Annotated in this window: 2 protein-coding genes and 1 pseudogene; all 3 read left to right on the top strand. The window is 69.3% G+C overall.

The window, feature by feature from the left end:
* A pseudogene (locus tag FVW20_RS07630) lies at window positions 1-218 on the top strand (ABC transporter substrate-binding protein); the annotation flags it as partial.
* Window positions 215-3457, top strand: a complete 3243-nt coding sequence (locus FVW20_RS07625; RefSeq protein WP_196608957.1) for an EAL domain-containing protein — start codon at window positions 215-217, stop codon at window positions 3455-3457. The pseudogene FVW20_RS07630 and the gene FVW20_RS07625, both read left to right, overlap by 4 nt.
* Before the next feature lie 92 nt (window positions 3458-3549).
* Window positions 3550-4869 (top strand): AsmA family protein (locus FVW20_RS07620; protein WP_504739149.1); only part of this gene is annotated, 1320 nt, incomplete at its 3' end.

The raw sequence follows: 4869 nt of genomic DNA, 5'->3' as shown, positions 1-4869 counted from the left end.
CCGCGCGGCTGCTGGTGCGGGCGCTGGAACGCATGGGGCCTTACCCGTCGCCCGCCGGGCTGCACGCGGCGCTGGCCGGGCTTGACGGCCACGACCTGGGCGTCGGCCTGCCGTACCGATACACCCCCACCCAACAGGGGCTGGGGTTGGTGCGCTTCACCACCGTGCGCAACGGCGTGCCGGTGGACCTGAACGACTTTTCGGAGTGGCGGCGATGAGGCGTTCGCGCCTGTTCGGGCGCACCCTGCGGGGGCTCATCGTGCTGTTCGGGGTGTACGCCGCCGTCACGTCCATCTATTCCGGCTGGACCCTGCACACCCTGCTGACCCGCGAATACGAAAGCAAGGCGCTGGCCATTGCCCGCGCCATTGCCGGGGCGGACCTGGAAAGCCTGATAGGGCGCGACGTGACCACCGTGCAGTCGCGCATCGACCAGTTTCTGGGTATTGACGGTGTGTCCTACGTGCTGGTGGTGGATGGGCGGGGAGAAACCGTGGCCCACACCTTTGTGCCCGTGGTGCCGGACCCGGTGCGCGAACTGGTGGCCTCGCTGGCGGGCGCGCGCATGAACGAGGTCACCGTGCTGCGCGACCGGCTGCCCCTGTCCCAGTCCCAGGGCGGCACGGCGGGGGACGGCGGGCACGGGGGCGAACGTGAAGTGATGCACGTGACCATGCCGGTCTTTTCCGGCGTGGGCGGCTTTGTGCACATCGGCATGGACCGGGGGCGCATCAGCGAGTACATCGACGGCGCCATCCTGCGCCAGCAGGGGCTGGGGCTGGCCTTTTTCGCCGCGTGTGCCGTGGGTGCATGGATGCTGCTGCATTCCATCTCGCGGCCGCTCATGCGTCTGACCGACCAGGCCCGCCGGGTAGCCGCTCACGACTTTTCGGCCCCGCCGGATCTGCCCGCCCTGAAGGCCGACGACGAGATCGGCGACCTTTCCCGCGCCATGGGCACCATGTCCCGCGATCTGGCAGGACTGGTGGAGGGGCTGGAGGATTCGGTGCGCCAGGCCACGGCGGAACTGGGCGGCGCGCTGGAACAGCTTTCCACCATCGTGGCGGGCATGGCCGACGGGCTGCTGGTCACCGATCCGCAGGGCAGGGTGCTGCGCAGCAACGCGGCCCTGTGCGAGATGTTCGGCCTGGACGCCGACCCGGACGGCAGGCCGGTGCGCGAGGTGTTCGGCTTCGTGGCGCCCGACATGCCGGTGCCGGGGGACGGCATCCACGAATTCGCCTTCGAGACGGAAGACGGCGAGGACATCGTGCCCGAGGCCGTGGTGCAGGACAATGCGGCGCTGCTGGCCTTCCTGGACGGGGCCGACGTGCCCGGCCAGCCCATGCACGGCGTGTCCTGCACATTGCCCGGCCCGTCAGCGGGATACGCCGCAGACCCCGTCACCGGACCAGACCCGGGCCTGCCTCCGGGCGCGCCATGCCCCTCGGATACGGGAACGGCCCTGCGCTCGGGCGAGGTGGCCGCCGTACGGCGCGACGGCACCCCCTGCTGGGTGGAGCTTTCGCTGGTGCGGCGGCAGGTGATGGGCACCACCTACGGCATCTGCCTGGTGCGCGACGTGACCGAGCGTCGCCGCGCCCAGAACGCCCTGCACCGCGCCCACGGCATGCTGGAACGCAAGGTGCGCGAACGCACCCGCGAACTGAGCCGCGCCAATGCCCAGCTGATGCTGGAAAACGCCGAGCGCCGCACCGTGGAACAGGCCTTGCGCCGGGCGGAGGCCCGCTTCCGCGGCATTTTCGAACACGCCCTGGAAGGCATCTTCCAGAGTACGCCGGAAGGGCGCTTTCTAAGCGCCAACCCGGCCATGGCCCGCATCCTGGGGTATGAAGGGGTGCAGGACCTGCTGGAGGGCGTGGACTCCATCGGCGAGGGGATTTACGTGGATTCGGCCCGGCGCGAGGAATTCGTGGCCCGCATGGAGGAACACGGTCAGGTCAATGGCTTCGAGTTCCGGGGGCGGCGCAAGGGCGGCGAACTCATCTGGCTGTCGGTCAATGCCCGGCGCGTGCCTGGGGCCGACGGGGCCACCATGTATTACGAAGGCTTTCTCGAAGACGTCACCATGGGCCACGAAAGCCGCGAGCGGCTGGAGCATCAGGCCTTTCACGACCCACTCACCGGGCTTCCCAACCGCGTGCTGTTCCACGATCGGCTGCAAATGGCCCTGAAACGCGCCGCCCGCCGCCGCAACTACACCTTTGCCATGCTGTACCTGGACCTTGACCGGTTCAAGGTCATCAACGACAGCCTGGGCCACGACGTGGGCGACGCCCTGCTGAAGGTGGTGGCAGGCAAGCTGCGCGAATGCGTGCGCGACGTGGATACCGTGGCCCGCTTCGGCGGCGACGAGTTCGGCGTGCTGCTGGAGGAAACCCCCACTCGCGGCACGGCGGTGCGTGTGGCCCGGCGCATTAGGGCACACCTGGCGGAGCCGGTGCGCATCGGCCCGCACGAGGTCTTCACCACGGCCAGCATCGGCATCGTGCTGCGCACCGACCAGTACGCCACGCCGGAAGAACTGGTGCGCGACGCGGACACCGCCATGTACCGCGCCAAGGAACAGGGCCAGTCGCGTTTCAAGGTGTTCAACAAGCGCATGCGCGAAGAGGCGCTGCGCCTTCTGACCATAGAGACCGACCTGCGCCGCGCCGTGGAGCGGCAGGAGATGCGCCTGCACTACCAGCCCGTGGTGGCGCTGGAGGACGGCGGGCTGCACGGGGTGGAGGCGCTGCTGCGCTGGACGCGCGCCGAGGGGGGTGACATTTCGCCCGCCGAGTTCGTGCCCGTGGCCGAGGACACAGGGCTGATCACTTCCATCGGGGCCTTCGCGCTGGAAGAGGTGTGCGTGCAGTTGCGCCGCTGGAACGACGCCGGTCTGCCGCCGCCGGGCGTGGTGCACGTGAACATTTCCGGCCGCCAGTTCATGCAGCCGGGCCTGCCCCACGCCGTGGAGATGCTGCTGGAACGCACCAGCACCGACCCGCGCTCGCTGCGCTTCGAGGTGACCGAAAGCGTGCTGATGCGCCACGGAAGCCAGGCCATCACGGTCATGGCCCAACTGCGCGACCTCGGCATCCGGCTGTGCCTGGACGACTTCGGCACCGGATATTCCTCGCTGGGGTACCTGAAGCGGCTGCCTGTGGATTCCATCAAGATCGACCGCAGCTTCGTGGCCGGGCTGGAGCACGACCGCGACGGGCAGGCCATCGTGCGTTCCATCGTTTCGCTGGGGCTGCATCTGGGGCTGGAGATCGTGGCCGAAGGGGTGGAAACGCCCACCCAGGCGGAAATCCTGGCTTCACTGGGCTGCCGGTATGCCCAGGGCTTTCTGTACGCGCCGCCGGTTTCGGCGGAGGATCTTGCCGCCATGCTGGGGGCTACACCGTTCTCATCCGCCGGGGGTGGTGTTTTCGCGGGTGGTTCGGTATAGCATGACACGCCGCACTTGCCCGCGCCGCCCGAGAAGGAAGGCGGGGCGCGGGCCGCGTCGAGCGTGCTTCACTTCGTCGAACCGGAACCCCCATGCGTTTGCGTCCCCTGCCGATCATCCTGTGCCTTGTGCTGCTTTCCGTTGGCGGCGGCTATGCGGCCTTGCGCCGTCTGGTCGATTCCGATGCGGCGGCACGTCAGTTGGGCGAATCGCTCTCCGCGCTCACCGGGCATGCAAGCCGGGTGCAGGGCGGCGTGCGGGTGGTTTTCGACCCCGACCCCACGGTGGTGGCACGCGACGTGGTCATGGACCAGGCCACCCCTTTTGCCGGGCAGGAGCCGTTGCTGCGGGTGGCGGAGGCGCGGTTCAACCTGCGCCTTGCACCGCTGTTTTCCGGTCGGGTGGAGGTGCGCGGGGTGGAAGTGACCCGCCCCCAACTGGTGCTGCTGGCCGATGGCGAAGGCCGCACCGGCTGGGATGTGCTGCTTGAACGTCTGGGCGGGGGGCCTGCCGCACCGTCACCCGCGCCATCTTCATCCGTTGGTGCCGCCGCTTCTCCTGCCTTTCCGGCTTCTCCTGCTTCCGTTGCAACGACTGGCGCATCCGGTGCCTCTGGTGCCTCTGGTGCATCCGGTGCTCCCGGCTCATCAGCCCACCCCGACAGGCCCGTGGAGGCCGCTCCGGCGTCCCCAGCCGTGAAGGGCGAACCACGCATCGAATCTCCGCCCCCATCATCGGGCATATCCTGGTTCACGCCGCAGGTGGTGCTGACCGGCACCGCCGCGTTGCGCATCGACGATGCCGACCTGCAATGGCGGAATACTGCCAGCGGTGCGCAGTTGCACGTCCGGGGACTGGATGTCGCCCTGGTGTCAAACAAGGGCCGTCTGGCAGAGGCGGCGTTGCGTCACGGCAGCCTGGAGTGGCGCGCCGGGCCGCAGGCGCGGCCCGCCACGGTGCGAGATATTGACGTGTCGTTCACCACGCCCGGCGGCGGCTGGAAGGCGCTGCGCGACCTGTTTCAGGGGGCGCTGGACGTGGTGCCCTCCCGCGAGGGAGCCGGTCAGGCAGATTCCGCCAACCAGGAACGCGCGACAGGGCAGGGCAGTGGCGCAGGTCGGGGGGCCGGGAGCAGGGCGGGCATGTTGCGCATGTCCTGCACGTATGACGCGGCACCGGGCGTCACCGGCTCGCTGGGTCTGGAGGCGACCGTTTTTCATGCGCTGCCGGACAGCATGCCTTCGGGCATGGCCGGGCTGCTGCCCACGGAGGCCCGCGGTACGGCCCGGGCGCGCGGCAACATGCCGCTGGGCGGGCATGCCGTGCCCTTCGAGCTTGTAGTGCCCTTTGACGCGCGGCGCGGCGCGGAGGCGCGCATTACCGGAGCGCGCCTGCAACTGGAGCAGGATGCC

This window comes from Nitratidesulfovibrio oxamicus (genome assembly GCF_015731765.1).
In the GTDB taxonomy this organism is placed as follows: Bacteria; Desulfobacterota; Desulfovibrionia; order Desulfovibrionales; family Desulfovibrionaceae; genus Cupidesulfovibrio; species Cupidesulfovibrio oxamicus.
Note: the sequence above shows the minus strand (reverse complement) of the source record. Positions and strands in the feature narration are given on the sequence as shown.